The following is a 25,516-nucleotide window of genomic DNA, read 5'->3' as shown; positions in this document are numbered from 1 at the left end:
TCTCCCGGATGCTTTGCTCTATGTGATAGCGCTTGCATGATGGCTCGTCGAGCCTCTTTGCACCCATCATGCCTGCTTGTGAGAGGCGGTGCGCGCGGCTAGTGTAAGCGCATGAACGAGCCTTCCACCCGCAATCCTACGCTGGATGATGTTGCCGCGCTGGCATCGGTTTCGACCGCCACGGTCAGCCGCTATCTCAACAATCCCAAGGTGGTGGCCGCCGCCACCGCCGAACGCATCCGCGAGGCGATTGCCCAGACCGGCTATATTCCCAATATGCTGGCGGGCGGACTGGCTTCGTCGAAATCCAAGATGGTTTCGGTGCTGATCCCGCATCTGACGGATTCGATCTTCAACGACACGATCCAGACCATGGCCGAGGAACTGGCCGGCGCGGGGACCACGGTGATGATGGGGCTGACCGGGGTGGCGCCCGAACGCACCGATGAGATGATATTGGCGGCGATGGGACGGCGGGTCGATGCGATCATTTCCACCGCGCCGCTGGGGCCGCAGACGCGCGAACTGGTCGAGCGTTTTCCGGGCCTGTTCATCCAGATCTGGGAATTGCCGGAGGATCCGCCGGGCATCGCGGTGGGTTTCTCGCACCGCGATGTGGGCCGCGATGTGGCGCGGTTTCTGCAATCGCGGGGCTATCGTCGCCCCTTGCTGGTGACGGCCGAGGGCGCGCGGGCGCGCATCCGTTCGGACGGTTTTATCGAGGAATGGCAAGCCCTTGGCGGCGGCGAAGTGGCCCAGGCGCAGGTCGATATCCCCTCGCGCTTTGGCCATGCGCGGCGGATCTTTGCCGATATGCGGCGGATGGCGGAATTGCCCGATGTGGTGGTCTGCGGCTCGGATTATCTGGCGCAGGGCCTTATCGTCGAGGCGCAGGCGGCGGGGCTGCGCGTGCCCGATCAATTGGCGGTGATGGGCTTTGGCAATTCTGCGCTGGCGGGCGCGATGCGGCCCACGATCACCACGGTGGACATCGACGGATCACGCATTGCCCGCGAGGCGATTGCCGCCATCCGCCACCATGCCACCGGTGCGCCTCCGCTGGCGCGCAGCATCGATGTCGGCTTCCGCCTGATCGAGCGGGAAAGCGCCTAAATTTCCGCGAATTGCAGCTCGATCTTCACCCCATTGGGGTCGAGCAGATTGAGTTGCGTCACCTCGCGTCCCTGAAGGCGCGCCTCGCGAAATTCCACGCCCTGCGCGGTCAAATGCGCGCGCCATTGCGCCAGCCCGGCACAGGAAAGCGCGAAATGGTCGAGGCGGCTTTTGACGCCAATATCGGCCACCACTTCATCCCCGGTCGGCCCGTTGACATGGATCATCGGCACGCCATCGGCATAGAGCCAAAGGTTCTGCGGCCGCCCATGGACCGAGCCTGCCGGGCCGCGCTGCATGCCGAGGCAGTCCTCGTAAAAGCGCAGAGTTTCCTCGAACAGGGGCGTGCGGATGTTGATATGGTCGATCTTCAAAATCCGCATCGCCATCATGTCCTTATGCTTTAGTCGCGGGGCCGCGACAAACGGGGTGGCTGGGCCGAGGCAGCAGGCTTATGCGCGGCCAGCCAAGTCTGTCCAGCCACATTGAGCTTCACCGTTTCCACCTTGTCGCCAAACCATAGCAAAGTGTCATTCTTCGCGCTCCACGGTTTCCACGGCATGGCGGGCGTATCGGGCGATCCGGTGTTGGCCAGAGCCATCAGCGCCTCCATCATCTGTTTCGACAGGGTGCGGTCCCATTCGGTCCAGTTTCGCGTGGGGCGGATCGAATTATAGGCGTCCTGCGTGCCGAACCAATAGGGGATGTCGGCGGTGTGATAGGCGCCCACGGTCGCGGTGTCCTGATCGGCCAGTTTGACGCCCGGAATATAGGGATGGCGGCGGGCATATTCGTCGATGAAGACCGGGACGCCCTGAGCCGCTGTATCGACCGCGCAGGCGCGGGCCGAGGCGGCCAGATTGGCGTCCTGCGCCGCGCGGCGGGCGGCGCTGCGCACATCGGCGTCGGTTTTGGCCGGATAGAGTTTGAGGAAGGCCGCCGCATCCGCGCCGAACAGCTTTTGCGCGCCCGCCTGATAATCGGCCACGGTCTTGGCACCGGTGATGGTCTCAAAGCCGAAAGCCATGTCATCCTCGTTGAAGGAGGCCACCATCGGCACCTTGGCGAAATTGCCGGCGGCCACGGCATCGGCGGCCTGTTGCGGCAGGAAGCGGCCATCGATGATCGGCCCGTTGATCCGCACGCCCGAGACCGACAGGCCCAATTGCGATTCCGATTGCATGGCCAGAATACGGTCCGCCGCCATGGCGCGCATCTCGCTCAGGCTTTTCGCGCCGAGTTTTTCCTGAAACGCCAGACCGATCTTTTCCGCATCCGCCAAGGTGGGTTTTGCCCCGCGCAGGTTGCAGCCCGACGACATCACCGCCGCCCGGAACAATCCGCGCGCCGCCGGGGCCAAGACCTGCGCCGCCACCGAGCCTGCGCCCGCCGACTGGCCCATGATGACCACCTTGTCCGGGTCGCCGCCGAATTTGGCGATATTGTCGCGCACCCATTGCAGCGCCAGCGTCTGGTCCATCAGCCCGTAATTGCCCGAAGCGCCACCTTGCTCCTTCGTCAGTTCAGGATGGGCCAGAAAGCCCAGAGCGCCCACGCGATAGTTGAAATTGACGAAAACCGCGCCCGCCTTGGCCATGGCCTCGCCGTCATAATTGGCCATGCCGGACGAGCCGATGGTAAAGCCGCCGCCATAGATGAAGACCACCACGGGGCGCTTTTCGCCCGCCTTGGCATTGGTCCACAGGTTGAGCGTCAGGCAGTCCTCGCCGGTCGCTTCCTCGCCGAAATAGTGGTTGATGTCATGCGGGCGCAGCACCTGAATGCAGGCGGGGCCTTTGCGGTCAGCGTTGAAAATGCCGGTCCAGTGCGATGGCTTGGGCGGCGCCCAGCGCAGATCGCCGGTCGGCGGCGCGGCAAAGGGCACGCCCAGATAGGCCCGCACGCCCGAAGCCAGCGCGGTGCCCGCCACGCGGCCGCTGCTGGTTTCCACCGGGTCGGAAGGAATCGGTTGCATCGAACGGTCGGCGGCGTCCAGCGCGCCCGCGCCCAATGCAATCGCTATCATGCTTGTGGTAAAGGCAATGCCCTTCATCACATTCTCTCCTCATAGGGGGATATCCGCGCCCGCTTCAGACGAGCGGGTCGCGGTATTTGGCCTGTGCATTCAATCGGATCGGGGCGTTGACGGCACCATAGCCGTCATAGCCACGCCGCTCGACCACCTCGAAAAACACGCGCTTGGCCACGGCGCGGGTGTAGAACTGGAAATATTCGGCGTCTCCGTCGCGGTCATAGAGGATGTTGAGCCGCTCCATCCGCGCCAGCAATTCAGGATCGAGAGCATATTTCGCCTCCAGATCCTCGTAATAATTGGGGCCGATATCCAGCATCGGCAGGCCCGCGTCGGCGGCCGCCTGGGCTGCGGCAAAGACATCTTCGCTGGCAAAGGCGATATGTTGCACCCCTGCGCCGAAATAGGCCTGAATGAAGCGCGAGGAGAGGGATTGCACTGCCATCGAGCCGTTAAGCGTGAAGCGCAAAGCGCCATCGGCGGTTTCCACCGCTTGGCTGTAGACCAACCCCATCGGATCGGCGATCTCAAGCTGGGGCGTTTTCTTCACGTCCAGCAGCGCGTGGTAATAGAGCAGCCAGCTGAGCATTTCCTCATACTGCATGGTCTGGGCAATATGATCGACGCGCGACAGCAAAGGCTTGGCAGGGGCGGGTTCGACGGTGCGGGGGAATTCATCGGCCCACATCGCATCGCGTGTTTCGGCATCGACCAGATAGAGCAGGCTGCCCCCCACGCCGCGCAGCGAGGGGATTTCCCATTCATCCGGGCCCACCTGCTGGGCAAAGCGGGGAATGTCCAAAGCCTGTGCGCGGTCCAGCGCCGCTTGCTGGTCCGGCACGGCAAGGCCGATGGCGCAGACCGATCCGCCGTGAACAATATCAAAACTGTGCGCCAGACCTTCCGGCTCGGAATTGACGACCAGATTGATCTCGCCTTGTGCCCAGCGGGTCACGTCCTTGCTTCGATGCTGACCCACCGGCGCAAAGCCCAGAGCGCGGAACACGCGGGCGAAATCCTCGGCTTCCTCGTGGGATGCGGCAAATTCGATGAATTCCACACCGCGCGGCGCGACGCGCGGCGGCATGGGCGAGGGGCGTTTCAACAGACGCGCGGCCTGATCCTCCAGCAGGCGCAGCGAGCGATGCCCGTCGCGTGCCACCTGATGGGCGCTGCCGGCACGGAACCGGTCGTTGAAGATCTCAAGGCTCCACCAGCCGTCATAGCCGGTGCGCGCAATCGCGGCCGCCCATTCGGCCAGCGGAAAGTCGCCTTGCCCCGGCATACAGCGGAAATGGCGCGACCAGTTGAGGTAATCCATGTCCAGCATCGGCGCATCGGCCACCTGCACAATGAACAGCTTTTCGGGCCGGATGTCGCCGATGCTGGCCGAGGGAATGCGGCGGGCCAGCGAATGAAACCCGTCCAGCACAAGACCGATGGCCGGGTGATCACAATCGCGCACCAGCGCCCAACTGTCGCGGTGATCAGCCACATGGCGCCCCCACGCCAGCGCCTCATAGCCCACGCGCTTGCCATGGGCGGCGGCCATCTCGCCCAGTTCGTGGAGATCATCCAGCATCCGCTGGCGGTCATCCATCGCGTGGGGCGAACAATTGGAACAGAGCAGCACCAGATCGGTGCCCAATTGCTCCATCACTTCAAACTTGCGCTTCATCCGCTCAAAGGCGCGGGCGCGCAGATCATCGGGAAGCCCTTCCAGATCGCGGAAGGGCTGAAACATCGTGCAGGCCAGATTGAGGTCACGCATCAGCGCCCCGATCTCGCGCGCGCTTTCGGGGGCGGAGAGCAGGTCGTTCTCGAAGATCTCGGCGCCGCCATAGCCCGCCTCGGCAATCGCGCGCAGCTTGTCCGAAAGCGCCCCGCTGATCGAGACGGTGGCGATAGAGGTCTTGAATGTCATCCCCTTGCCTCCTTCAATTCGCGTCCTGTTCAAACTTGGAAAAACTGTCCCACATCCTTTGCCGGTCGGGGCTCAGGCCGGTGAAGATGCGGAAAGCATCCACCGCCTGACCCACCGCCATGCCCCGCCCGGTCATGGTGCGACACCCGAGGGCCTTTGCCGTTTTCAGCAATTGTGTTTCGAGCGGGAAATAGATGATTTCCGAAACCCAGTGATGGGGCTTGATCGCCTCGGCCGCAATGGGCATGCCGGGGAATTTGGCCATGCCGATGGGGGTGGCATTGACAATGCCGTCCACATCGGTGGCCGCCTGCACGGCATCGGGGGCCACGCTGGCGCGGGTCTCGCCATAGGCGGCGGTCAATTGGGCTCGCAATGCCTCGGCCCGCGCCGGATCGGTGTCGGTCAGCACCAGATGCGCCACGCCGTTGAGCGAAAGCAGCGCATGAGCCGTGGCCGACCCCGCCCCGCCGCAGCCAAGTTGCAGTACGCGGTCGAGCTTCTCGCCGCCCATCCTGTCGCCAAACGCATGGGCAAATCCGGTGACATCGGTGTTATAGCCGATCCGCCGCCCATCGCGAAATGCCACCGTATTGACCGCCCCGATCGCGGCGGCTTGCGGCGAGAGTTCATCAAGCAGCGGCACCACGGCCTGTTTGAACGGAAAGGTCACGTTGACCCCGGCAAAGCCGACCCGCTGCACCGCGTCCAGCGCCGCGCCCAATTCATCATCGCCCCATCCGCGATCCGAAAAATCCAGCAGCGAATAGACCATATGCAGGCCTTGCGCCTGCGCCTCGCATTCCTGCATCCACGGCGTGCGGCTTTCCAGAATGCCGCGCCCCAAAAGTCCGGCCAGCACCCGTCCCTTGCCAATGCCGACCATTGCGGAAGGAGAGAGGGAAGGGGCAGGCTGTGTCATTGTATTTCCTATCAAAAAGACCCGTCCCGGACATAGGTCCGGGACGGGGCAGGGGAGGATCAGAATTTGGTCCGCAGACCGATATTCACCACGCGGCCCAGCGGGTTGGCGTTGAGCCCGTCATAGCCGACCGCGCCATTGGCGCCCGAACCGTCCGCTGAACCAAAGGCGCCTTGCCCGGCGCTTTGCAGGCCGACCACCGAGGGGACGGTTCTCAGCACCTGCTGCGCCGTCTGGGCGCCGGTCGCCTCAGGATCGGTGCGGGTGACGGTGACGAGGTTGGAGCCTACCGGGGCCACGCCCTCGATGCTCGATCCGGTAACGATGATTTCGGCGTCAGGCTTGGCCTCCTGGGCATAGGCCGACTGGGCACAGGACAGCGCCACCGCCAGCACGGAGCTTTGCACAATGAAACGCATCTTGAAATGCATGAAGGTCCCCTCACGAGGGTGTTATGGTCTATTTGTGAACTAACTGGTACATATATCAATGGCGGGCGTCAATAGGTCTGCGCGCCCGCTCTTTGACCTTCAGTGGATTTTCACCCGCTCCACCGGACCCAGCACGATCAGATAGGCCAGCGTGCCGATGATCCCCAGCGCGCCGATATAGGCCAGCGCGCCATAAAAGCTGCCCGTGGCGCCCACGGCAAAGCCGACCACCAGCGGGGTGATGATGCCAGCCAGATTGGTGAAAAAGTTGAACAGGCCCGCAGTCAGTCCCATCATTTCCTTGGGCGCGACATCGGACAAAAGCGTCCAGCCAAGTCCGGCCAGACCCTGACCGAAGAAGGCCAGACTCATGACGGCGATCACGGCATTGTTGCTGTTCATGTAATTGGCCGAAACCATGCTGGCGCAGAGCAAAAGGCCCGCAATGATCGGCACCTTGCGCCCGATGGTAGGCGAGCCGGTGGCGCGAATCAGCCAGTCGGAGAACACCCCGCCCAGCATCACCCCCGCCGCCGCCGCGATATAGGGCAGCGAGACCAGCCAGCCCGACTTGATGAAGGTCATGCCGCGTTCCTCGGCCAGATAGGACGGGAACCATGTCAGGAAGAAAACGAGGGTGGAATTGGAGCAGAACTGGCCGATCGAGGCGCCCGCGATTTGGCGCGTGGTGACAAGGGCGCGGACGTTGCTCCAACTGAAGGCGATGGGGGCGGTGCCACCCGAAAAGCCGCCGCCTGCGGCGATCAGGTCGATTTCAGCCTGATTGGCAGTGCTGTCCTGCGGCTCGCGATAGAGGCGGTGGAACAGGATGGCAAAGACCACGCCAAGCCCGCCGACCACGAAAAACAGCGAACGCCAGCCGTAATGGGCCAACATCCAGCCCAGAACCGGGATCAGCAGGCCAAGCCCGATATATTCGCCCACGGTGTAAACGCCGGTGGCTTTGGCGCGCTCGTTCTGGGGAAACCATGTCGAGAGGACGCGGCTGTTCGCGGGGAAACAAGGGGCTTCGGCCAGCCCCAATGCGAGGCGGGCCGAAACCAGACCCGCGACCCCCGTCGCCAGCCCATGCAGCGCCGTCATCGCCGACCACAGGCCCAGCGAGAGCGCATAGGTCAGCCGCGTGCCAAGGCGATCCAGCACATAGCCGCCCGGAATTTGCGCCAGAGCATAGGTCCATGAGAAAGCCGAGAAAATCAGGCCCATGACTTCCGGGCTGATGTGCAGTTCCTTGACCAGTTCGGGCTTGGCAACGCCCATGACGGATCGATCAAGATAGTTGATGAGGGTCGCGGTCGAGATCAGCGCGAGAACGACAAGACGTTTGCGGCTCGGCCTCATTTCGCGCGCTCCCGCGCCCACATGACATGGCGCACGCCCAGCGGATAGCCGTTGACGCCAAGACCCGAAATGATGCCCGTCACGACCTGCGTCATGATCGAGTGGCTGCGCCATTCGGCCTCGCGGCGATGGATATTGCTGATGTGAACCTCGATCACCGGGCAATCGACCATCTTGAGCGCATCAAGAATGGGATAGGCGGCATAGGTGAAGGCGGCAGGGTTGAACACAATCCCGGCATGGCCGCGCCGCGCGGCCTGGATCCAATCGACCGCTTCATGTTCCGCATTGGTTTGTCGAAAGTCGATTCCATAGTCGGTTCCGGTCACTTCGGCCTCGCACATCGCCTGCACATCGGCCAGCGTTTCGTGGCCATAGATATGCGGCTCACGCTCGCCCAGCAAATTGAGGTTGGGCCCGTTGAGGACCAGAATCGTGCCACCCATGGCATGTCTCTCCCTTGTTTGCGGCAGGCATAATCGAAACCGCTTGTCATGGGAAGAATTATGTACGAACCAGTTCATAAATCAAAAATGGGAGAATGTGATGCGATGGGGGGCGCCGGAATCACGACCGCGCTCTTGTCGGGCGCGGCTATGGCGCAGGCGCCCATGCCAGCGCCCGGGGGATTGGGCCACCTATGGTCATGACAAGGGCGCCCAGCGCCATTCGCCTCTCAAGGTCATCTCCCCGGCCAATGCGGGAGCGCTGGCCCCGGCGTGGGTCTATTATATGCGGCCGGCCGCGCATGCCAACACGGCTGATGCCAATGTCGATGCGCAGCGCCGGGCCGAGGGTCTGCCTCCCGCCAATGCGCCGGACATGACCGCAGGCGGCGCGCACGCCGGTCCGCGTGCCCGCCGCAGCCGTTTCGCGGGATCGGAGGTGACGCCGCTGGTCGTGAACGGGCGGATGTTTGTTTCCACGCCCTATTGTCGCGTGGTGGCGCTGAACCCTGATACCGGCGCGGAACTCTGGGCCACCGCCATTCCCGGCCCTGGCCAGCCATCCTTGCGCGGCGTGGAATATTGGCTCGGCGATGCGCAAACGCCTCCGCGCATTGTGTTCGGCACGCGCGATGGCCGCCTGATCGCGCTGGATGCGGCCACAGGCGCCTTTGCCGACGATTTTGGCGCGCATGGCGTGGTCGAGATGAAAACGCCCGAGATCCTCAACGGCGGCGAGGCGCGCTTTTACGGCATGACCAGCCCGCCCATCGTTTACGGCAACCTGATCATCACCGGCAGCGCGGTGCAGGAATTTCCGGCCAAGGGCGCAGCGGGCGACGTGCGTGCATGGGATGCGCGCGATGGCCATCTGGTCTGGACCTTCCACTCCGTGCCGCGCAAGGGCGAGAAGGGGTACGACACATGGGCGCCGGGCAGCGCGGAAGGGCGCAGCGGGGTCAACACCTGGGGCTTCCTCAGTCTCGATGAGAAGCGCGGCATTGTGTACATGCCCTTTGGCGCGCCCACCTTCGACCGCTATGGCGGCGACCGGGCGGGGGACAATCTGTTCGGCACCTCGCTGGTGGCCGCCGATGCCCGGACGGGCCAATATCTTTAGAATTTTCAGGTGGTTCACCATGACATCTGGAACGGCGATCTGGAAGCTGCACCGCTGCTGTTCGATGCCAAGGTCAAGGGAAAAACGGTCCCTGCCGTGGCCGTGATCTCGAAATCCGCGCTGCTTTTCGTGCTGAACCGCGAGACGGGCAAACCCATCTTCCCCATCGCCGAACGCAAGGTTCCGGTCAGCGATGTGCCGGGCGAGAAAGCCTCGTCTACGCAGCCATTCCCGCTGATCACGCCGCCGCTGGGGCGCACGAGTTTCTCGATCAAGACGGACATCACCGACCTGACGCCGGAATTGCACGATACATGTGCCAAATGGATTGCCGACAATCAGATGGTCGAGGGACCGATCTATACGCCCGTCCATCTGGACAAGGTGACGATCAGCTTTCCCGGCCTGCTGGGCGGGGGCAATTGGGGCGGGGCCACCTATGATCCGGCGCAGCGCCTGCTGGTGGTCAACACGCATGATCTGGGGCAGGTGACGAAACTGGTGCCGTCCAAGGGGCCTCTGCCGTTTGAGCGGGGCCAGCCTTCGGGTCGGTTCCGTCCCGACAATTCCCGCCTGCTGTGTCAGAAGGGGCCGTGGGGGCGCCTGTGGGGCGTGGACATGACCACGGGCAAGATCCGCTGGCAGGTGCCTCTGGGCATTTCGGACGAGGCGCCCGAGGGCAAGAAACTGACCGGGCGGCCCAATATGGGCGGGGCCATCACCACGGCGGGCGGGCTGACCTTTGTGGGGGCGACCGATGATAACCGTTTCCGCGCCTTTGCCACGGCGACGGGCAAGATGGTGTGGGAGGTGAAGCTGGACGCCGCCGCCCATGCCACGCCCATGACCTATGCGGGGCGGGACGGGCGGCAATATGTGGCCATCGCGGCCACGGGGGGCACCTTCCTCGACAGCCCGCTGACATCGGACACGATCACTGCCTTTGCGCTGAAATCCAAGGATGCCGGACAATGAAAATCGCGCTTCGTATTGCCGCCTGCGCCGGTCTGGCGCTGATGCTTTCCGGCCAAACTCCGCCGCCTGCCGCGCCCAATGGCCCGCCGCGCACGCCGCCGCCCGGCTATCAGGATGTCTATGCGGGCAAGAAGCGCCTGCTGGTGATCGCCGATCTTTCGACCGGCAACCAGAGCGCGCATATGGCCGTCAGCCATGCCGTCTCCGTGATCGAGCAAATTGGGCGCGAGAGCGGGGCCTATGTCACCTTCATCCGCACCGACATGGACTGGATCACCAAGGGCGAGACCTGGGGCAAGTTCGACTATGCCAAGGGCGGGCCGAAACAGGCGAGGGGCAAGAACCTCGACTATTTCGACGCCGTGCTGTTCTACACCAACGGCGATACCACCCTTTCGCCCCAGCAGAAGCAGGACCTGCTCGATTACGTGGCCAAGGACGGCAAGGGCTTCATCGGCATCCACACCGCCACGGCGACGGCCACCAACTGGCCTGAATATGGCGAGATGCTGGGCGGGGTTTTCGATAACCACCCATGGATGATTTCCGACGCGAAGATCATCGTTGAGCGGCCCGGATTCCCCGCGATGAAGGCGTTGAAAACCGGCATGGTGCTGAAGGACGAGCATTACCAGATGCTGCCCAATCCCTATTCGCGCGACAAGGTGGATGTGCTTGCCCGCATCGACACCAGCAGCGTCAACATGGTCGCACCTATGGTCCATCGCAAGGATGGCGATTTTCCCGTGGTGTGGATCAAGTCCTATGGACAGGGCCGCGTGTTCTATTCCGGGCTTGGGCATACGGACGCCAGTTGGGACGATCCGCGCATCCGCACTATGGTTTTGGAGGCGGTGAAATGGGCGGTCAATGGCGGGGAGAAGCCGGTGCCGCATGGGATGAAGTGACGGTGGGGGTGATGCCTCCGGCGGGCAAAAGGCGAAGGCTCTTTGCAATCCCGATAATGGGGTGGCGCCTGATTTGCTGCTGGGCGTTTTGTGGAATGAATTAAAGCCTGCGGCGCAGGCGGTCTGCACGGCGGCCTGACCTTCGCCTGCGGGGAAAGAGGGCGCGGTGTCCTGCGCCCTCTCAGCCCACAGCCCAACAGCGCAGCCAACGCAGGCAGCACCATCCATGCAGGCTTCATTTTGCCGCGCTCTTCTTGTCGAGACGCGCGTGGAAGAAGTCGAAGGTGGCGTTCATCGCGCGCAGGGTGGCCTCGCGGGTCTGGGCGGGGGTCTTGCCGATGAAGCTGTGATCGACCCCGTCGATATAGATGCTCTCCACCGGCACGCCCGCGGCTTTCAGCTTCTCCTCGGCCAGATGCGATTGGGCGACGGGGACGGTCTTGTCCTCTGTGCCGTGGATCAGCAGGAAAGGCGGGTCCTTGGCGTCGATATAGGTGGTGGGGCTGGCGGCGGCGAATTTCTCGGCCGTGCAGGGGCCATTACAGCCCAGCAGCTTGCCCGCTGCGCCGTCCTGTCCGCCGGGGCGGCTTGCCGAAAGGGCGGCGAAATCGAACACGCCGTACCAGATCGCGGCGGCCTGCACGCATTCGCTGCCCGGCGCGGCCTTGGTGCCGGGGGCGTCAAGCGAGGCATCGCCGCAACTCAGCGCCGTCAGCGCCGAGAGATGGCCGCCCGCCGATCCGCCCCAGATGCCGGTGCGCGTGGGGTCGATGCCAAAACGGGTTGCATTGCCTTTCAGGAAGCGCAGCGCCGCGCGGGCGTCCTGCACCTGCGCGGGGAAGGGCGCTTCGGCGGCGAGGCGATATTCGAGGCTGGCCACCACAAAGCCTTCGCCCGCCAGACGCGCCAGCGCGGCGGGGAAATCGGCCAGCGCCCCCGAATGGCGCGTATGCCCCGCCACCCAGCCGCCGCCATGGATATAGAGCACCAGCGGCTTTGGCCCCGCGCTCTTGGGCGGCATATAGATATCGACGATCATCGGGCGATAGCCGGGAATGGTGGAATAGGTGACGTCGGCCAGACTGGTTACGCCGCCGGGCCATTGGGTGACATGCACCGGATAGTGATCCTCCAGCACCGGCGCGGCCGCTACGGGGAACACGCGGGGGGCGGGCTTGGCGGTCCCGGCCGAGGCGATGCCGGGCAGCGCCATGGCCAGCGCCAGGGTAAGAAGATATTTGCTCATGAGGCCCTCTCAGACTGTGTTATGTGAACCAGATAGTACACATCAGTCACGAGGGCGCAACGCTTCGCTTGGCACAAATTGTATCAGGCGTGGAAAAACCCCGTTTATCCCGCCTTTACCCAGCGCAGGACGCAATCGATGATCTGTACCCGGCGGCGTGCCTTTTGCGCGGATTCGGCAAAGTCGACGCCGAAGTTTTGCAGGAAAGTGTACCGGTTGGATACGTTGTAAAAGGAAAGCGCCGAAATCGTCATATGCAGATCGACCGGGTCGATCCCGTCGCGGAACACGCCCTGATCCACACCCTTTTTCAAAATCGCACCCAGCGCCGCGATTACCGTGCGGTTGCGTTCGCGCATGCCGGGGATCTGGGCGATATGATCGCCCTTGTGCACGTTTTCATTCATGACCAGACGCACGAAATCGGGATGCTCGAAGTGATAGTCGAAATTGTGCCCGATGATCGCGCGCAACGCCTGTTCGGGCGAGAGATCCTCAAACCGCGCGGCCTGTTCCTGATTGCGGATCGTTTCATAGGCGCGTTGCAGCACGGCCTGATACAGCCCGTCCTTGCTGCCGAAATGGTAATAGATCATCCGCTTGGAGGTCTGGGTCTTTTCCGCGATCTCGTCGATCCGCGCGCCCGCCAGCCCTTTTTCGGAAAATTCGTGGCCCGCAACCTCGAGAATATCCTCGCGCGTGCGCAGCGCGGTCAACTGGCGCTTGGAAAGGCCCTTATTTTCAGATTGGGCTGTGCTGTCTTGCGTCACCTTGCTTGCAACTCCCGCGGGTCAAAGCGATCCCATGCCTGATCCGTAATCGGCCTAGCCCAAGCGTTATCGCTTGTCATCCCCATCGGGGTGGCAGGGGGCGGGCGGATGTGCCACAAGGGGGCAAACTCCATTCAGAAAGCCCGGTTAATTCATGGAAAATAGCTCGTCCCTGCTGCATGACGGATTTCTGCTGCTGGGTTTTGCCATGGTCTTTGTGCTGGTGTTCCGGCGGCTGGGGCTGGGGGCCACGCTGGGCTATCTGCTGGCCGGGGCGGTGGTGGGGCCGCATGTGCTGGGCCTTGTGGGCGAGGCCGAGCAGAAGATGGGCTTTGCCGAATTGGGCATTACGCTGCTGCTGTTTCTGGTCGGGCTGGAACTGAATCCGGCGCGTTTGTGGAAGATGCGGCGCGACATTCTGGGGCTGGGCGCGATACAGGTGGTGGCCTGCGGGGCGGCGCTGGCGGGCTTTATCTATGTGGCCACGATGCTTTCGCCCATGGCGGCGCTGGCGCTGGGCATGCCGCTGGCGCTGTCCTCGACCGCACAGGTCTTGCCGATGCTTCAGGCCGCGGGCCGTCTGCGCACCCCCTTTGGCGAGCGCACCTTTGCCATCCTGCTGTTTCAGGATCTCTCGATCATCCCGATGATCACCATCATCGCCTCGATGAGCCGCAATCCGGCCGATGCCAATGGCCCTCCGGGCTGGCAATTGGGGTTGTATACGGTGCTGGCGATTGCGGGGCTGATCCTGGCCGGGCGCTATCTGATTCGTCCGCTGTTCCGCCTGATCGGCAATCTGGGCGAGCGGGAGATGTTCATCGTGGCCGCGCTGTTTACCGTGATGGCCAGCGCGGCGGTGATGGAGCTGCTGGGGCTCTCCACGGCGCTGGGGGCGTTTATCGCGGGCGTGATGCTGGCGGATTCGCCCTATCGGCATGAACTGGAGGCTGATGTCGAGCCGTTCCGCTCGATCCTGCTGGGCCTGTTCTTTCTGGCGGTGGGCATGATGCTCGATTTGCACACTATTGCCGAAAGGCCGTTTTTCGTCGTCGGCATGGCGCTGGGTCTGGTGGCGATCAAGACGCTGGTGATCTTTGCCATCGGCAAGATCTTCGGCATGACATGGCGCGGGGCGCTGGCGCTGGGCCTGCTGCTCAGTCAGGGCGGCGAATTCGGCTTCGTGCTGTTTACGCAGGCCCAACATGCGCTGTTGATCGCGCCAGAGGCAGCCAGCCTGTTCGGCGCGATTGTCACCGTCTCGATGGCCACCACGCCTTTCCTGATGAAGGCCACCAAGCGGATGCGCGAAGAGCCGGCCATGGCGCAGGGCGAGCGCGCGGGGCCGGAAAACGCCGACCGCGCCGCCGCCATCGTCGTGGGCTATGGCCGCTTTGGCCAGAGCGTGGCGCAGATGCTGAATGCCAGCGACATTTCGGTGACCATGATCGACACCGATATCGAAATGATCGACATCGCCAGCAGCTTTGGCGCCAAGGTCTATTTCGGCGATGGCACGCGGCTCGACCTGCTGCGTCTGGCGGGGGCTGAGGATGCCAGTATGATCCTGTTCTGCATGGATGGCGATCAGCTTTCGGCCGATGCGGTCGAGGCGGTGCACCATGCTTTCCCCGAGGCCAGCATCTATGTGCGCGCTTATGACCGGCGCGCGGTGATCCGGCTGAAGAAATCGCCCGCCTCGCGGATCGTGCGCGAGGTGATGGAATCGGCGGTCAAGATGGCGCGTCTGGCGCTGGAGGACAGCGGGGTCAGTATCGAGGCGATCAACCGAGCCGAGGAAATGTACCGCGCCAATGATCGCGAGCGGTTGAAGATCCAGATCGAGGCGGGCGACGTGCGCGCCGCGCGCGGCATGATCATCGTGCGGCCATCGGGCGAGGAGTAAGCCGAACCATCGATGTGTTTATGCAATCCTTTATGCAAGGGATAATGATAGCGCTTGCATAGATGGGCTGTGCGCCATATCGATGGACGCCATGAAACAGACTCGCGCCGATTTTGATCCTGCCGCCCCCGAAGATTTTGACAGCGCCCATGCCGAATATGCCCGTCTGCGCGCGCAATGCCCGGTGGCTCATGCCACGGAACTGGGCGGTTTTTGGGCGTTGACCAAATATGAGGATGTCAAGAAGGCGGCCTCTGACTATACCGCCTTCACCACCACGGTGCAGAATGTCGTGCCCAAGGTGGCCTTTACCGGGCGGCGGCCTCCGCTCCACCTCGATCCGCCCGAACATACGCCCTACCGCCGCGCGCTCAACCCCTTGCTTTCGCGCGAAAGAGCAGAGGCGATCGAGCCGCGCGCGCGCGAATTGACCCGCGCCGCGCTGGCGCCGCTGGTGGCGCGGGGCGGGGGGGATATATGCATTGAATTTTCCTCGCATCTGCCGGTGCAGATCTTTGGCAAATGGATGCGGATGCCGGGCGAATGGCTCGAAACGCTCCACCGGCAGGGGCGCGAATTCGTGCTGGCGGTGCATTTGAACGATCCCGACAAGATGAAGGAAACCAGCCTGCGCCTCTATGACATGGCGCGCGCGCTGATCGCCATCCGGCGCGAGAATCCCGAAGACCCCGCGCTCGACCCCACCACCGCCTTGCTGGAAGCACGGCATGAGGGGCAGGGATTGCCCGATGAACTGATCGTCGGATCGGTGCGGCAAATCCTGCTGGTGGGCATTGTCGCGCCTTTGGTGATGGTGGGCAATATGGCGGTCCATCTGTGCCGCGACCGCGCGTTGCAGGATCAGCTCCGCCGCAGCCCCGACTTGATCCCGGCGGCGGTCGAGGAGTTTCTGCGCCTTTACACCCCCTATCGCGGCTTTGCCCGGACGGCGGTGCAGGATATTGAAATTCGCGGCGAAAAGATCTGCGCGGGCGAGCCTGTGGCGCTGCTTTACGGATCGGCCAACCGCGATGAGGACGTGTTCCCCAATGGCGACCAATTCATCCTCAATCGCCCCAATATTGCCGAACATCTCGCCTTTGGCCGGGGGCCGCATAACTGTCCGGGGCTGCATCTGGGGCGGATGGAATTGAAGGTGGCGCTGGAGGAAATTCTGGCCGCAACCCCCAACGGCTTTGAACTGGCGGGCAAGATCGCGATGAGCCGCTGGCCCGAAATCGGCGCGCTCTCGGTGCCGCTGCGCTTCCTCTAGACGCGGCGCAGCAGGACCGAGAGATTGTTGGCAGGCATGGGCAGCACCGCCTCGACCCGCAAGCCATGCTCTGCTGCGCAAGCGCTGACATTATCCAGATCGCGCAGGCCCCATGCCGGATTGCGCGCCCGCAGATCCGCGTCAAACGCCGCATTGCTCGGCTCCAGCGGCACCCCCGCGCGGCGATAGGGGCCATAGAGATAGAGCAATCCGCCCGGCGGCAGGATCGCCCCCGCCCCGCGCATCAGGCCCTCTGTGGCCGCCCAAGGGCTGATATGGATCATGTTGATGCACAGGATCGCATCGGCGCGCACCGCCGGCCATTCCCCGGCCGCATCCAGCGCCAGCGGCGGGGCGATATTGTCCAGCCCCTCGGTCGCCGTCCATGCCGTGATCGAGGCGCAGGCATCGGGCGAGGGATCGGAAGGCTGCCATTGCAGGGCGGGCAGGGCGCGGGCGAAATGGACTATATGCTCGCCCGACCCGCTGGCCAGTTCCAGCACCACGCCCGCAGCGGGCAGCGCATCGCGCAGCACGTCAAGGATCGGATCACGGTTGCGCGCGGCGGCAGGCGCGACAAGGCGCAGGTCTGGGCTGGTCATGGGGCCAGATTAGACGGCAGGCCCGGCCCCTGCCAAGCCCTTAACCGTGCCCCCTAGTCATGCCCCGCCAATTGCATCGCATGGGCTTCGCGATAAAGATCCTCGCGGAAATCGGGATGGGCGATGGCGATCAGGGCCTGCGCGCGCTGGGCCAGCGTTTTGCCCTTCATATCGGCCACGCCATATTCGGTGACGACCAGATGGGTGTCATTGCGCGATGTGGTCACCGGCCCGCTCAGGCGCGGGGTGATGCGCGAGATCGTGCCGCCCGCCGCGGTCGAATGGCATGCGATGATCGATTTGCCACCCGCCGACATGTAGGCCCCGCGCACGAAATCGACCTGGCCGCCGGTGCCTGAAAACTGCCGGCCGGCCACGAATTCCGAATTGCAGGCGCCGTGGAAATCGACCTGCGTGGTGGCATTGACCGAGACGACGCGATCATTGCGGGCGATCACGGCGGGATTGTTGACATATTCGACAGGGAAAGCCTGAGCGGCCGGATTGTCGTCGATGAAATCATACAGCGCCCGGTCGCCCAGCGCGAAGGTGAAGATCGTGGTGCCGGTGTGGGTCTGCTTGGCCGAATTGTCCGCCACGCCCTGGCGCACCAGTTGCGCCAGACCCGGTGTGATCAACTCGGTATGGATGCCAAGGCGGCGGTGGTGATGCAACCCGGCGCAGACCGCATCGGGCAGCGCGCCGATCCCCATCTGCAGACAGGCGCCGTCATCGACCAGTCCCGCGATGATCTCGCCGATGCGGATGTCGGTCTGCGACAGAGGCGCGGGCGGCACTTCGGCCAGCGGCGCGTCATTTTCCACCAGCGTGGCCACATCGGTCAAAGGCACGCGGCAATCGCCCCGCACGCGCGGCATATGGCGGTTGACCTCAAGGATCAGCCGCGCCCCCGGCTTGCGCGCCACGGCCAGCGCGTAATCGGTGTTGGTGCCCAGACTGAAAAAGCCTTCGTCATCCATGGGCGAAACGGTGGCGATCAGCGTATCGACGCCGACATGCTCGACCATGGATCGCGGGATCTGGCTGAAATGGGATGGGATGTAATCGACGATGAATTCATCGCCCCCGCGCCCCTTGTCCAGCCCGCGTTCGACGCCGCTGTGGAAATAGCTCATCGGGATCAGGCGGTCTGTCAATTGCGGGTCGAAAATCGTGCGCCCGACAATCGCGGTGCACAGCATATAGTAAAAGCGGATGTCGCGCGCGGCCCCGGCCCGCGCCCGGTCGGCCAGAGCATGCAGCAAAAGCGGCGGCGCCCCCGCGCCCAGCGCGAGCGCAACCCGCCCCCCGTCGGGGATCATTGCGGCGGCCATGGCCGGGGTGGTCAGGCGGGCGCGATATTGCGCATTAAGATCCATCATCACCGTCTCATCCTCTCGCGCCCCATTGCGGCGGGGTCTGTGTAACAGACTAGAGATAGTGGCCCGCGCGGCCAAGACCTGCCAAGGGCGGATCATGCCCGACCATCGGATTATATGGACAAGCGCGGCTGTCAGAATAGTCTTGCAATTGTTTGTCTGTGGCCCGAGAAGACCCGATCCTTCGCCAGAAAGCGCCCCTCAGGCATGAGCAGAATTCGCAATATCAAGGAACTGGCCGATCTGGCCGGAGTGTCGACAGGCACCGTTTCGCGCGCGCTGGCGGGCTCCACGCTCATCAGCCAAAAGACCCGCGAACGGATTCAGGCGCTGGCCAAGGAGCATGGATTTCGCCCCAACCTGCTGGCGCGCAATTTGCGGATTCAGCGCACGAACACCATCGGCGTGCTGATCCCGCTGGGGCATGAAACAGCCCAGCATCTGACCGACCCTTTCTTCATCACCATGCTGGGCCTGCTGGCCGACAAGCTGACCGAGCGCGGCTATGACCTGCTGCTCAGCCGCGTGATCCCCACCGACAGCGCGTGGTTGGACCGGATCGCCACATCGGGGCGGGTCGACGGGCTGATTGTGATCGGGCAATCGGATCAGGCCGCCACAATTGACGCGGTGGCCAAGGATTACCGCCCGCTGGTGGTCTGGGGCGGCTATGATGCCGATCAGGTGCATTGCAGCGTGGGTAGCGACAACCGCAAGGGCGGCGATCTGGCGGCCAGCCATCTGATCGCGCAGGGTTGCCGCAAGATCGCCTTTTTCGGTGATCCCAAAACGCGCGAGATCGAGCAGCGTCTGCAGGGCGTGCGCGATGCTCTGGCCCGCGCGGGCATGGGCGAGCCGCATATTGAGCCCGCGCATCTGACCGATGATGAATTCGGGCCGGAAATCGCCGGTTTTCTGGGACAGGCCGCCGATGAGCCGATCGGCATCGTGGCCGCCTCGGATGTGATCGCGCTCAAGACCTTGCGGGCGATGGCGGTGATGGGCCTGTCGGCGCCGAATGATGTGCGCGTGATGGGCTATGACGGGCTGACCATCGGCGAGCACACCGTGCCGCAGCTCTCCACGATCTGTCAGGATCTGGTGCGCGGCGCCGAGCATCTGGTGGACATGCTCGTGCGCCGTATCGCGGGCGAGGACACGCAAAGCGTGGTGATGGAACCGGAACTGGTCCTGCGCGCATCAGCCTGAGTTAAATACCCAGCGCCACCGCCAAAGCGCCCAAGAGGCCCGAATTGTCACCCAGCGCGGGGGCCACGATCACCTCGGCCGGATTGCCCACGAAATAGCCCGCGCCGCTTTGCGCGGCCATGGTGCGGACTTTGTCCAGCAGGCCCGGCGTGGCCGTGACCCCTCCGCCCATGACGATGCGGGCCGGGTCCATGATCGCCTGAAACGTGACGGCGGCCTGCGCCAGATACCATGCGATGATGTCCGCGCCCGGATGGCCCTCGGGCAATTCGGAGAGCGAGACGCCCCAGCGCGCGATGATGGCGGGGCCGCAGGCCAGCCCTTCAAGGCAATCGCCATGAAACGGGCAATGTCCGGCAAAATCCACATCCTGAGGATGGCGGGGCATACGGATATGCCCCATTTCCGGGTGCGACAGACCATGCAGCAGCCGCCCATCGGAAACAAAGCCGCCGCCAACGCCCGTGCCGATGGTCAGATAAAGCAGCGAACCGGCTGCCTTGCCCGCGCCCCAGCGCGCCTCGGCCAGAGCCGCGCCGTTCACGTCCGTTTCCAACCCCACACGGCAGCCAAAGGCGCGCGCAAACGGCCCGGTCAGGTCCGCCCCGCTCCAGTGCGGCTTGGGCGTGCGGGTGACATGGCCCCATGTGGGCGAGGCGCGGTTGAGGTCGAGCGGGCCAAAGCTGGCGATGCCGATGGCCTCGGGCTTGAGGCCTTGCTCGCGAAACCAGCCGATGGTGGCGCCCAGCGTTTCCTCGGGCGTGGTGGTGGGGATGCGGTGGCGGGCAAAGATCGTGCCTTCCTCATCGGCAATCCCTGCCACAAATTTGGTGCCGCCCGCCTCGATCAGGCCATATTGCGCCATCTTACTGCCCCTCTACCCCAGCCTGATCGACCCATGCCCGGTCGCCGTCCAGCCCGATGCGGAACGTGGGCGCAGGCGTACCGCCAAAATGGGCGCGCCGCCATGCCGGATCGTCCGCCTTCGTTTGCGCGGTGCAGGCGGGATAGTCGATGAAACCCCAGACATCGAGGGCGGCATCCACCCACCAGCTATAGGTCTGGAAAGGGGCCTCTTCGGGATTGGCCGCGACAAGGCCGGTGCCGTTCAAGGGGCGCCACGGCCCCAGCACATCATCGGCCACCGCGCCATAGACGCCATTGGGGCCGGAGGGACCATCGGGGGCAAAGACCTTACGCTGGGTGGACCAGAACAGGTAATAGTGCCTGCCGCGGTGGATCAGCAGCGGGCGCTCCTGCTCATTGTTCAGCCCGTCCGCGCTCAGGATCGGGGGCAGGATGTCCCATTGCGTCAGGGCCTCGTCGCGCGCGCGCGCGATGCCGATGCAACCGTTGAAGGCATGGGTCGAGGCTTTGAGCGAGCCGGTGAAGACGATGTAGGTTTCGCCGGTTTTGGGATCGCGGAAATGGGCCGGATCGCGGAAACCCTTGATAAAGCCGGGCGCGCCCTCGCGCTGGTTGACCAGCGTGTAGTTCACATCATCCGCGATGATATTCTCATGCGGATCGCTCCATCCCGTGATGGTGAAATCATCGGTGTTGAGCTTTCCTTTGGTCTGAAACAGGCGCTGGGCAAAGGAGCGGGCTTCCTCGTCCGGATAGCCCGCGACCGTGTAGAACAGCGTGACCTCTCCGGTTTCGGGATGCCAAAGCGCGCTGCCCGCCCATTCGCGGCTGCCGGGGTTGAAGCCGTCGGGCAGGGCGTGGCCATGGTCGCGCCATGTGCCGTCGGCGGCATGGGTCATCAGGCGGATGCGCACGATGTCATGGCGCGCCTCGGGATCGGGCAGGGCGGGGGCGCAGAGCACGAACCACAGGCTGGCGCCGTCGAACAAAGCGGTGGTGCCATCGGCATTCTGCAGCGGCCAGAGATCCCAAAGGTCGATGCCGGGCAGGATGGGGTGGACATCGGCCGGATCGATCAGCGGAATGGTGTTATGCGCCAAAGAGGCGATGGCGCGGATATGATCGGCGCGCCACATGGAAATCGAGGGGGGAACGCTGGGCTGCGTCACGGTCATTCTCTCCCGGTATATCTGGCCATTTCGGGCTTGTAGGTGATGATTGATGAATGGGCAATCGTTTGCATTCTTATGCGCACGGATCGTCCTGCTGCGCGATTAATTCGTGGATCAGCACTTCCTCGCCCTTCATCGGGGGCAGGGGCAGACCCATCCGGACCAGCCATGCGCCGTCCATCTCGACCGGTGCCGCGCCATCGCGCATCAGGCGATAGCGCCGCGCAGGATCGACCATGTCGAGGCGCAGATGCGGTTGATGGCGCATGGTGGTCGGCGCGGTGCGGGTGACGATCAGCAGCAGTTGCTCCTCATCGCCATGCGCCTGCCAGACCACGCTGTCGCCCGCCTCACCCTGCCACACGCGACCATGGTGCAGGCGGTCGCGCAGGGCCTTGTAGCGCGCGATGGTGGCGGCCAGATCGTCGCTCTCGGCCTGGGTCAGCTTGCGCAGGTCAAGTTCGACCCCGAAATGGCCGGGCAGGGCGACCCCTGCGCGAAAGGGCATCGACTGCATCCGTCCGGTCGAATGGGCGGGGCATGCGCCGACATGGCTGCCCATCACTTCGGGCGGCATGAATTGCAGAAAGCCGCGCTGGATCGAAACACGGCTGATCGCGTCGATGCAGTCGCTGGTCCAGAAGCGATGCGTATGGGCGATCACGCCCGCATCGATCCGCCCGCCGCCGCCCGCGCAGCTTTCGATCTCCACATCGGGAAAGGCCGCGCGCAGGCGCGCCATCAGCTCATAGGTTCCAAGCACTTGGGCGCGGAACTTCGCGCTGTTTCCGGCATGGGTCAGATCGCGGTTGTGGTCCCATTTGAGATAGGAAATCGGAAGCTCGCGCAAATGCCCCGCCACCGCCTCGAACAGGTAATCGCGCACCTGCGGCAGGCTCATGTCCAGCACCAGTTGGTTGCGCGCGCCCAGCAAGGGACGGCCTGCGATATGCAGCGCCCAGTCAGGATGGGCGCGATAGAGATCGCTGTCCGGGTTGATCATTTCGGGTTCGACCCACAGGCCGAATTCCATCCCCAGATCGACCACATGGCGCGCCAGCGGCATCAGCCCGTCGGGATATTTGCGCGCATCGACCACCCAGTCGCCCAGCGAGGAGGTGTCATCATCGCGCCCTTTGAACCAGCCATCGTCCAGCACATAGCGCTCGATCCCCACGCGCGCGGCGGCATCGGCCAGTTCCTTGAGCGCGCCCAGATCATGGTCGAAATAAAAGCCCTCCCATGTGTTGAGATGGACCGGGCGCGGCTTCATCACACCATCGGGCCATGTCATCCGGCTGCGGATCGCGCGGTGAAAGGCCCATGACACACCATTGGCCCCATCGGCCGAAGCGGTGGCGAGGATTTCGGGGGTGGTCACGCTTTCCCCCGACGCAAGGCGCATTTCGCCCGGCGCCAGCGCTTCGCCCATGATCCAGTGGCGGCGGCCATCGTCGATCCATTCGATGGTCTGGGTGTGATTGCCGCTCCACGCCAGTTGCGCGCCATAGGCCGTGCCATCGGCGCAGGACACAATCGCGCCGGGAAAGCAGTCGTGACTGGTCAGGCCGCGCCGGTTCTCGCGCCGCCACTGGCTGCGGGTGAGCAGATCGTCGATGGCGACAAATTCGCTGTTATGCCGCCCGCCATAGGAGCGCACGCGATCCGCATCGGCGGGCAAAGGCAGATTGCCCGAAGCCAGAAAACCGACCTCCAGCACATCCTCGCCCGCGTTGGTCAGCGTGGTGGAGAGCGTGAGCGTATCGGTGGCCGGATCGAGGCGCGCGGTGATCGTGGCGGCAATGCGCGCAACGTCATCGGCCATGTGGAAGATCACGCCATCGGTGGTCTTTTCCACGCGCGTTGCGGTGATCGCCTGCGCCCAGTCCTGCCCGGCGCGACTGGCCATCAGCGCACTTTGTCCGAACCAGCCCAGCCCCATGGTGGGGAAAATCGAGAGCGGCTGGTCGAAATGCAGCGAGAAGCTGGGTTCGGGCCGCGTCTCGCGCAGGGGGGCGGGGGGCATCACCCCATCGGGCAGGCGCGGGCCCCAATAGCGCCAGAGCGGCGCCTCGTCGGGCCGCATTTCCCAAATGGCTGTGCAGGCGGGCGAATGCAGGGTGACGAATTCAGGCCGCACGACGATTGTCCTCGGGAATGTCACGGACGCGGATCATCGTCAGGCCCGCGCAGAACAGCAGAAGGGCGGCAAAACTGATCGCATGGCGCGGATCGGCATTCAGCACATGGCGATAGATCCAGCCGAAGGTCAGCCCGTTGATCAGCATGGGCACCACGATCATCATATTGAAAATGCCCATATAAACCCCGGTCCTTTCGGGAGGGATGGCGCGGGCGAGGATGACATAGGGGTTGCCCATGATGCTGGCCCAGCCAAGGCCGAGGCCCAACGCCGGGATCATGAGTGCAAGGTGGCTGCCCAGTTCGGGCATGGCCAGCGTGGTGAAAATGGCCGGCGCATGGGCCGATCCCGCACCCACGCCGGGCAGCATCAGCAAGGAGAGCGCGCAAAGCATCAGCGCCACCATATGCATCCGCGATGCGCCAAACCGCCGCGCCAGAGGCACCATGGCAAAGGCTGCGGCAAAGCCGATCAGATTATAGAAGGCCCCCAATTGCTGGGTCGTCAGCACAGCGTCGCGGAACAGGGCGCTGCTCTTGTCCGCTGTGCCAAAGGCCGAGCGGCCGATGGAAAGCGCGGCATAGGACCAATAGATCGAGAAGCCGTACCATTGAAACAGGCTCATCCATGCCATTTGCCGCATGGCGCGGGGCATTTCGACAATCGCCTGAACAATCTCGCGCAGGGCCGCCCCGGCGGTCTTTTCGCTGGCCGCGATACGTTCGCGCTCGTCGGGCGTGGTGGGCAATTCGGGCACGCGCAGGACCGACCAAAGGATCGTGCAGATCGACAGGACCGCACCGATCAGGAAGGAAATATGCGTGATCGTGGGGATATTATGCGCATCCACCGCATTGCGGTCCACCCCGAACCAATAGACCAGAATCGAGGGGCTGAGAAAGGCCATGCATTGCGCCAGGCCGGTAAAGGCGCTCTGGCTGAGAAAGCCGATTTCGTGCTGGTCGGCGTTCAGCCGGTCCGAGACATAGGCGCGATATGGCTCCATTGTGGTGTTATTTCCAGCATCCAGCAGCCACAGCAGGCTGGCCGCCATCAGCAGGCTGGAGGAATGCGGCATCAGAAGCAGGCCGAGGCTGCACAGAATCGCGCCGATCAGGAAATAGGGCGTGCGGCGGCCAAAGCGCGAGTCGGTCCGGTCGCTCATCGCGCCGACCAAGGGCTGGATCAGCAAGCCCGTCATCGGCCCGGCCAGTTGCAGGATCGGCAGACTGGCCTCGTCCGCGCCCAGCCACGAATAGATCGGCACCATATTGCCCTGTTGCAGGCCAAAGCTGAATTGCAGACCCAGAAAACCAAGGTTCATTTCAACAATGCGCAGCAGCGACAGATGCGGCTTTCGGGCATCTGTGCGGGCCGGGGTGGCGGCCAGATCGGCGGGGGCAGCGTGGGCCATGGGCATCCTTTCCTGACGCCCTCTTCGCGGGGCTGACTCGTTCTTGCCCTGTTTGCTTAGCCTGTGTCACGGGGAAGTGCAACAATCGTTTGCATAGATTCGTCGCGCTTTCCGATTCGCGCGTTGTCCAGTGCGGCATGAGGTGCGGGTGGAGGATTTCCGGAGAAGGCAATCTGATCCGATCCGGAGGGGTTAGTGCATAACCCGGAGCTTGCCTTGTCGTAACTTTAACGCGCGCGCGTGAGTGTGTAAAAATGGCGCGCAGAGTCGATCCCGGAAGGATGAGGACCGGGATCAGTGTA

Annotated in this window: 20 protein-coding genes and 1 pseudogene; 6 read left to right on the top strand and 15 right to left on the bottom strand. The window is 63.8% G+C overall.

Annotated features, from left to right (window positions below):
- Window positions 1-111 precede the first annotated feature (111 nt).
- Window positions 112-1,113 carry a LacI family DNA-binding transcriptional regulator gene (locus PQ457_RS09675; protein WP_273616671.1) on the top strand — a complete coding sequence of 334 codons (1,002 nt, stop codon included), beginning with the start codon at window positions 112-114 and terminating at the stop codon, window positions 1,111-1,113.
- Here PQ457_RS09675 and PQ457_RS09670 read toward each other — a convergent pair.
- The 7 genes from PQ457_RS09670 to PQ457_RS09640 form a co-directional block, all read right to left on the bottom strand.
- On the bottom strand, window positions 1,110-1,496 hold the full coding sequence (locus PQ457_RS09670) for a VOC family protein (protein ID WP_273616670.1): 387 nt from the start codon (window positions 1,494-1,496) through the stop codon (window positions 1,110-1,112). The two genes, PQ457_RS09675 and PQ457_RS09670, sit on opposite strands and share 4 nt — an antisense overlap.
- Before the next feature lie 20 nt (window positions 1,497-1,516).
- Window positions 1,517-3,166, bottom strand: a complete 1,650-nt coding sequence (locus PQ457_RS09665) for a carboxylesterase/lipase family protein (protein WP_273616669.1) — start codon at window positions 3,164-3,166, stop codon at window positions 1,517-1,519.
- A 37-nt stretch (window positions 3,167-3,203) separates the two neighbouring features.
- On the bottom strand, window positions 3,204-5,069 hold the full coding sequence (locus PQ457_RS09660; protein WP_273616668.1) for a bifunctional sugar phosphate isomerase/epimerase/4-hydroxyphenylpyruvate dioxygenase family protein: 1,866 nt from the start codon (window positions 5,067-5,069) through the stop codon (window positions 3,204-3,206).
- 13 nt (window positions 5,070-5,082) lie between these two features.
- On the bottom strand, window positions 5,083-5,991 hold the full coding sequence (locus PQ457_RS09655; RefSeq protein WP_273616667.1) for a shikimate dehydrogenase: 909 nt from the start codon (window positions 5,989-5,991) through the stop codon (window positions 5,083-5,085).
- Between the two features lie 59 nt (window positions 5,992-6,050).
- Entirely contained in the window at window positions 6,051-6,422 is a 372-nt protein-coding gene (locus tag PQ457_RS09650; protein WP_273616666.1) for a hypothetical protein, read from the bottom strand.
- Window positions 6,423-6,521: 99 nt separating this feature from the next.
- Window positions 6,522-7,784 carry an MFS transporter gene (locus tag PQ457_RS09645; RefSeq protein WP_273616665.1) on the bottom strand — a complete coding sequence of 421 codons (1,263 nt, stop codon included), beginning with the start codon at window positions 7,782-7,784 and terminating at the stop codon, window positions 6,522-6,524.
- Complete coding sequence (locus PQ457_RS09640; RefSeq protein WP_273616664.1) at window positions 7,781-8,230, bottom strand: type II 3-dehydroquinate dehydratase; 450 nt, start codon at window positions 8,228-8,230, stop codon at window positions 7,781-7,783. Before PQ457_RS09640 ends, PQ457_RS09645 begins: the two co-directional genes overlap by 4 nt.
- Here PQ457_RS09640 and PQ457_RS22255 point away from each other — a divergent pair.
- Window positions 8,229-10,325: pseudogene (locus PQ457_RS22255) on the top strand (outer membrane protein assembly factor BamB family protein). The gene PQ457_RS09640 and the pseudogene PQ457_RS22255 overlap by 2 nt on opposite strands.
- On the top strand, window positions 10,322-11,233 hold the full coding sequence (locus PQ457_RS09625; RefSeq protein ID WP_273616661.1) for a ThuA domain-containing protein: 912 nt from the start codon (window positions 10,322-10,324) through the stop codon (window positions 11,231-11,233). The pseudogene PQ457_RS22255 and the gene PQ457_RS09625 overlap by 4 nt, the downstream one beginning before the upstream one ends.
- Before the next feature lie 235 nt (window positions 11,234-11,468).
- Here the strand turns inward: PQ457_RS09625 and PQ457_RS09620 are convergent, their stop codons facing one another.
- Entirely contained in the window at window positions 11,469-12,479 is a 1,011-nt protein-coding gene (locus tag PQ457_RS09620; protein ID WP_273616660.1) for an alpha/beta hydrolase, read from the bottom strand.
- 104 nt (window positions 12,480-12,583) lie between these two features.
- Entirely contained in the window at window positions 12,584-13,249 is a 666-nt protein-coding gene (locus tag PQ457_RS09615) for a TetR/AcrR family transcriptional regulator (protein ID WP_273616659.1), read from the bottom strand.
- 154 nt (window positions 13,250-13,403) lie between these two features.
- Between PQ457_RS09615 and PQ457_RS09610 the strand changes: the two genes are divergently transcribed.
- Complete coding sequence (locus tag PQ457_RS09610; RefSeq protein WP_273616658.1) at window positions 13,404-15,155, top strand: cation:proton antiporter domain-containing protein; 1,752 nt, start codon at window positions 13,404-13,406, stop codon at window positions 15,153-15,155.
- Window positions 15,156-15,246: 91 nt separating this feature from the next.
- Window positions 15,247-16,428, top strand: a complete 1,182-nt coding sequence (locus PQ457_RS09605; RefSeq protein WP_273616657.1) for a cytochrome P450 — start codon at window positions 15,247-15,249, stop codon at window positions 16,426-16,428.
- On the opposite strand, the gene PQ457_RS09600 is transcribed toward PQ457_RS09605, so the two are convergent.
- The gene (locus PQ457_RS09600) at window positions 16,425-17,030 is read right to left on the bottom strand and encodes a DUF938 domain-containing protein (RefSeq protein WP_273616656.1); all 606 of its coding nucleotides are present in this window, start codon (window positions 17,028-17,030) and stop codon (window positions 16,425-16,427) included. The genes PQ457_RS09605 and PQ457_RS09600 overlap by 4 nt on opposite strands.
- A gap of 53 nt (window positions 17,031-17,083) precedes the next feature.
- Window positions 17,084-18,412: an acetyl-CoA hydrolase/transferase family protein gene (locus tag PQ457_RS09595; protein ID WP_273616655.1), complete on the bottom strand. Its 1,329-nt coding sequence runs from the start codon at window positions 18,410-18,412 to the stop codon at window positions 17,084-17,086.
- Window positions 18,413-18,616: 204 nt separating this feature from the next.
- Here PQ457_RS09595 and PQ457_RS09590 point away from each other — a divergent pair, with 204 nt between their 5' ends.
- A complete protein-coding gene (locus tag PQ457_RS09590; RefSeq protein WP_273616654.1) occupies window positions 18,617-19,618 on the top strand; it encodes a LacI family DNA-binding transcriptional regulator in 1,002 nt (333 codons plus the stop codon).
- 1 nt (window position 19,619) lies between these two features.
- On the opposite strand, the gene PQ457_RS09585 is transcribed toward PQ457_RS09590, so the two are convergent.
- The 4 genes from PQ457_RS09585 to PQ457_RS09570 all read right to left on the bottom strand — a co-directional run bounded on the left by PQ457_RS09585 (window position 19,620) and on the right by PQ457_RS09570 (window position 25,214).
- A complete protein-coding gene (locus PQ457_RS09585; protein ID WP_273616653.1) occupies window positions 19,620-20,483 on the bottom strand; it encodes an ROK family protein in 864 nt (287 codons plus the stop codon).
- A gap of 1 nt (window position 20,484) precedes the next feature.
- Window positions 20,485-21,660, bottom strand: a complete 1,176-nt coding sequence (locus tag PQ457_RS09580) for a glycoside hydrolase family 68 protein (RefSeq protein ID WP_420540933.1) — start codon at window positions 21,658-21,660, stop codon at window positions 20,485-20,487.
- A 70-nt stretch (window positions 21,661-21,730) separates the two neighbouring features.
- Complete coding sequence (locus PQ457_RS09575; RefSeq protein ID WP_273616651.1) at window positions 21,731-23,797, bottom strand: alpha-galactosidase; 2,067 nt, start codon at window positions 23,795-23,797, stop codon at window positions 21,731-21,733.
- Window positions 23,787-25,214 (bottom strand): MFS transporter, encoded by a 1,428-nt coding sequence (locus tag PQ457_RS09570; RefSeq protein WP_273616650.1) that lies wholly within the window; start codon window positions 25,212-25,214, stop codon window positions 23,787-23,789. Before PQ457_RS09570 ends, PQ457_RS09575 begins: the two co-directional genes overlap by 11 nt.
- Window positions 25,215-25,516: the final 302 nt, after the last annotated feature.

The organism is Novosphingobium humi (assembly GCF_028607105.1).
Classification (GTDB): domain Bacteria; phylum Pseudomonadota; class Alphaproteobacteria; order Sphingomonadales; family Sphingomonadaceae; genus Novosphingobium; species Novosphingobium humi.
Note: the sequence above shows the minus strand (reverse complement) of the source record. Positions and strands in the feature narration are given on the sequence as shown.

Excerpts from the sequence above, each read along its gene's own strand:
- PQ457_RS09675 (WP_273616671.1), top strand. The coding sequence starts at position 112 with ATGAACGAGCCTTCCACCCGCAATCCTACGCTGGATGATGTTGCCGCG.
- PQ457_RS09670 (WP_273616670.1), bottom strand. The coding sequence starts at position 1,496 with ATGCGGATTTTGAAGATCGACCATATCAACATCCGCACGCCCCTGTTC.
- PQ457_RS09665 (WP_273616669.1), bottom strand. The coding sequence starts at position 3,166 with ATGAAGGGCATTGCCTTTACCACAAGCATGATAGCGATTGCATTGGGC.
- PQ457_RS09660 (WP_273616668.1), bottom strand. The coding sequence starts at position 5,069 with ATGACATTCAAGACCTCTATCGCCACCGTCTCGATCAGCGGGGCGCTT.
- PQ457_RS09655 (WP_273616667.1), bottom strand. The coding sequence starts at position 5,991 with ATGACACAGCCTGCCCCTTCCCTCTCTCCTTCCGCAATGGTCGGCATT.
- PQ457_RS09650 (WP_273616666.1), bottom strand. The coding sequence starts at position 6,422 with ATGCATTTCAAGATGCGTTTCATTGTGCAAAGCTCCGTGCTGGCGGTG.
- PQ457_RS09645 (WP_273616665.1), bottom strand. The coding sequence starts at position 7,784 with ATGAGGCCGAGCCGCAAACGTCTTGTCGTTCTCGCGCTGATCTCGACC.
- PQ457_RS09640 (WP_273616664.1), bottom strand. The coding sequence starts at position 8,230 with ATGGGTGGCACGATTCTGGTCCTCAACGGGCCCAACCTCAATTTGCTG.
- PQ457_RS09625 (WP_273616661.1), top strand. The coding sequence starts at position 10,322 with ATGAAAATCGCGCTTCGTATTGCCGCCTGCGCCGGTCTGGCGCTGATG.
- PQ457_RS09620 (WP_273616660.1), bottom strand. The coding sequence starts at position 12,479 with ATGAGCAAATATCTTCTTACCCTGGCGCTGGCCATGGCGCTGCCCGGC.
- PQ457_RS09610 (WP_273616658.1), top strand. The coding sequence starts at position 13,404 with ATGGAAAATAGCTCGTCCCTGCTGCATGACGGATTTCTGCTGCTGGGT.
- PQ457_RS09605 (WP_273616657.1), top strand. The coding sequence starts at position 15,247 with ATGAAACAGACTCGCGCCGATTTTGATCCTGCCGCCCCCGAAGATTTT.
- PQ457_RS09600 (WP_273616656.1), bottom strand. The coding sequence starts at position 17,030 with ATGACCAGCCCAGACCTGCGCCTTGTCGCGCCTGCCGCCGCGCGCAAC.
- PQ457_RS09595 (WP_273616655.1), bottom strand. The coding sequence starts at position 18,412 with ATGATGGATCTTAATGCGCAATATCGCGCCCGCCTGACCACCCCGGCC.
- PQ457_RS09590 (WP_273616654.1), top strand. The coding sequence starts at position 18,617 with ATGAGCAGAATTCGCAATATCAAGGAACTGGCCGATCTGGCCGGAGTG.
- PQ457_RS09585 (WP_273616653.1), bottom strand. The coding sequence starts at position 20,483 with ATGGCGCAATATGGCCTGATCGAGGCGGGCGGCACCAAATTTGTGGCA.
- PQ457_RS09580 (WP_420540933.1), bottom strand. The coding sequence starts at position 21,660 with ATGACCGTGACGCAGCCCAGCGTTCCCCCCTCGATTTCCATGTGGCGC.
- PQ457_RS09570 (WP_273616650.1), bottom strand. The coding sequence starts at position 25,214 with ATGGCCCACGCTGCCCCCGCCGATCTGGCCGCCACCCCGGCCCGCACA.